This is a genomic window from Candidatus Desulfolinea nitratireducens (assembly GCF_982879505.1).
Map to the genome: position 1 here is coordinate 1 of NZ_CEYOSI010000236.1, position 3,509 is coordinate 3,509.

General features: G+C 48.2%; 4 protein-coding genes. 2 read left to right on the forward strand and 2 right to left on the reverse strand.

Annotated features, from left to right (window positions below):
* A partial coding sequence (locus tag AC3DOM_RS15415) for a sensor histidine kinase (protein ID WP_487919932.1) occupies positions 1-1,000 on the forward strand: 1,000 nt, incomplete at its 5' end.
* Positions 997-1,641 (forward strand): response regulator, encoded by a 645-nt coding sequence (locus AC3DOM_RS15420; protein WP_487919933.1) that lies wholly within the window; start codon positions 997-999, stop codon positions 1,639-1,641. The genes AC3DOM_RS15415 and AC3DOM_RS15420, both read left to right, overlap by 4 nt.
* 66 nt (positions 1,642-1,707) lie before the next feature.
* Here the strand turns inward: AC3DOM_RS15420 and AC3DOM_RS15425 are convergent, their stop codons facing one another.
* Both AC3DOM_RS15425 and AC3DOM_RS15430 read right to left on the reverse strand, forming a co-directional pair.
* On the reverse strand, positions 1,708-2,952 hold the full coding sequence (locus AC3DOM_RS15425; protein ID WP_487919934.1) for a trans-sulfuration enzyme family protein: 1,245 nt from the start codon (positions 2,950-2,952) through the stop codon (positions 1,708-1,710).
* 309 nt (positions 2,953-3,261) lie between these two features.
* Positions 3,262-3,509, reverse strand: a 248-nt coding sequence (locus AC3DOM_RS15430; RefSeq protein ID WP_487919935.1) for a homocysteine S-methyltransferase family protein, incomplete at its 5' end; no start/stop codon positions are given.

A 3,509-nucleotide genomic window follows, 5' to 3' on the forward strand; every position in this document is an offset into this window, starting at 1 on the left:
TATTGCTTATCTTATGACACAAGGTGTCCTGAGTATGCTCGCCATTTTCATTTCTGGTGCACCAGAATTGGTACTGGCGATCTTCGCCACCATGATCGGAGAAACTATAGGAACATTTGGCACGTCATGGCTTTCCTGGTCTGCTGTCTTCACTTTCCTTGTCCTGACACCCCTTAGTTATCTCCTCGTCGGAGGCCTAGAAACGCTCCAAGATTGGCTTTCACCCACGATTTCGACCATGATAATTCTGATCATCTTCATGGTGCTTTTCCGCAGGCAGCTAGAAAGCAGCGCGCGCGCTCAGGAACTTGCCACCGATCTCAGGTCTGCCATGAGTGAGCTTGCGGCCTACGCAGCCCGCAACGAATCACTCACATTGCAAGCGGAAAGGGAGAGAATGGCGCGCGAACTCCACGACACCCTCGCACAGGGAGTAGCCGGGTTGATCTTACAATTGGAGGCGCTGAAGGCATATCAACAACAAAACGATCATTTGAAAGTCGAACAGGTTCTCACACAGGCTTTGGACCGCGCTCGCAACACCCTCAGCGAATCCCGGGCTGCGATTGAAGATTTGCGTAATGAAGATAGTAATTTTCAAAAAACGGTTGAAAAACTGGTTGAGCAATATAACGCGACAGGAAAAACAAATTATAAGTTAACCACTCAGCTGAATACTAAAAATATCTTGCCCCAGCATATCCGGCATCATGCGCGGCGCGTACTGCATGAGGCATTGACCAATATCCAGAAATATGCCCAAGCTGAGGTGGCAGAGGTCTCGGTCATTCATTTGGGGAACACACTCGAACTTAGCATCCGGGATAATGGAATTGGTTTCGATCCCGAAGGTATCCCCCAGCGCGGGCATTTTGGATTGCAGGGCTTTCAGGAACGCGCTCAACTAACCAACAGCCAGTATACGCTTCTCAGCATTCCTGATGAGGGCACGACCATCAAATTCGTTTTTTTATTGGATGAAACTGGAGAAATAAGATGAGCGCCCCCATCCGCATCCTGATCGTTGACGACCACCTCATTATCCGCGAGGGATTGCGTCTTATTTTCGACACCGTTCCTGAACTTGAGCTAGTTGCGGAAGCTGTAAATGGGCAAGAAGCTCTGGTGCATGTGGATGCTCATCTCCCGGATTTGGTACTGATGGATTTGCAGATGCCAGTCATGGATGGGATAACCGCCATCGAGACGCTGAGACAGACTCACCCCGAACTTGCCATCGTTATCTTGACAACCTATAAAGAGGACGATTTGCTCCTTCGCGGCCTGAAGGCTGGAGCACGCGGGTACCTGCTCAAGGATACCGATCGCGAAACACTGATCAACACCATCCAGGCCGCCGCGCGTGGAGAAACCTTGCTCACGCCAGATATTTTAAATCGGGTGCTCAACTACCAACAGGAAGAAACTGTTTCGAAAAATATTGTTGATAATCCACTCTCTGAACGCGAGTTTGAAGTTCTGGAAATGGTTGCAGACGGGGCACGCAATAAAGAGATCGCTTATAAATTGGGGATTTCGGAGCGAACTGTGAAAGCGCATCTCAGTCATATTTTTCAAAAACTGAATGTGGATTCACGTGCCGGGGCAGTCGCCACAGCTGCCAAAAGTGGGATTTTATGATGGGTTGTAGCTATTTTATTTCATAAATTCCTGAAGGCCTTCAAAATAAATATACTACTTGAATAATTACACTACGGCGAGGGCCTGCTCCAGATCGGCGATAATATCTTCCGCATCCTCAATCCCCAGGGCCAGGCGGACAAGATTATTTGAGATGCCCTCAGCCAGCCGTTCCTCGGTTGTTAGATCATAGTATGCCATTATTGCGGGTGGCTCGATCAATGTTTCAACAGCACCCAAAGAGGCGGCGATCAGCGGAATTTTGACTGCGTCAATAAAGCGGGATGTGCTTTCCAGATCGCCTTTGACGGTGAATGAAACCACACCGCCAAATCCGCTCATCTGCTGCTTTGCGATTTCATGATCGGGGTGGGAGGGCAGACCGGGATACCAAACCCGCTCAACATTTGGCTGCCCTTCCAAAAACTCACTGATCGCCTGGCCATTCTGGTTCTGCCGTTCCACACGCAATCCCAAAGTCTTGATCCCCCGCAATAAAAGGGCTGCATTATGGGGATCTGAGATTCCCCCAAAGATGCCCAGCGCATTCCGCAATTCCTTGAGCGTCCCTGATCCTCCAGCTACGACACCAGCCAAAATATCATTATGCCCGCCAAGATATTTGGTGGCTGAATGGACAACCAGATCCACACCCCAATCCAGGGGACGAATATTCAGGGGTGTGGCAAAGGTTGAATCAATAAATGTCTTAACCTGATGTTTCTTTGCTATGGCAACAAAACGTTCCAGGTCAAGTGTGCGCAAATAAGGGTTGGTGGGAGATTCTGAGATCACCAGTCGAGTATTTGGCAGGATTGCGGCTTCAAAGGCTTCATAATCCCCCATCGGCACAACTGTGGTTGTGATCCCCATCTGTTTCAGATATATTTCACAAAATTGGCGGGTACGGCGGTAAGAATCATCCGTGATGATGATATTATCGCCACTGGATAATAAAGCAAGCAAGGTTGTCGTGATCGCAGCCATCCCGGTTGAAAAAAGAAGCGCATCATTTGCATTTTCCAGCCCTGCAATGCGTTTTTCAACCGCGTTCACTGTAGGATTTCCATAGCGTCCATATTCAATCCGATCATGATCATCACCCGATAATTGCGCTTCCTGAAACGCGCAAAGGTCGGCCACATCTTCAAATTGGTAGGTTGCTGTTTGGACGATTGGCTCCCCCACTGATCGATAGGGATTGGCGATCCCATTGATATGCACAGATTGCGTCGATGGGCCAGCCAACTTAAGCAGTTCCGCCTTATTGCTTAGAGTGCTTTTCTTTGCTTGATTATTTTGGTTATTCACGATTTCTCCTTAATAATTTGGGCTCAAAATAAAAAGAGATTGCCTGCCCGGCAACCTCTTTGCTCTATTCCTGAAACACAAAAAAGCTGCCTGATTGGCAGCTTTTCTCATTTATTTCTGAGTAGGAATGGGATTATTCTGCCTCGGCGGGATATACAAACATAACCATCATCATAGACATGGCGGGTTTTGCGATATTCAGACTGGAGGCAATCATTATTTCTCTCATCGATTATTTCCTTAATTCGAGACAGTATACAGCCATAGTCTGTGTTTGTCCAGACAGAAATAATAACATGGGGTTCTACTCTACTTCACCGCTTTCACAATTCCGGCAACATGATCTGGGGTCGAGCCACAGCAACCACCCACGACCCGTGCGCCAAGTGCCACATATTTCTTCGCGAACTTACCCATCTCTTCAGGCGATATATTGTAAATTGCGGTGTTGGTTTCCAGATCCATTTCCGGCAGGCCCGCATTCGGCTTGGCCCACAGAGAAAAGCCCGGGGCGGTTTCAGCATATTCCCTGATGATCTTTTCCATATTTTCCAAGG

Bases quoted from the DNA above. Each gene is read 5' to 3' on its own strand.
- AC3DOM_RS15420 (WP_487919933.1), top strand. From the start codon at position 997: ATGAGCGCCCCCATCCGCATCCTGATCGTTGACGACCACCTCATTATC.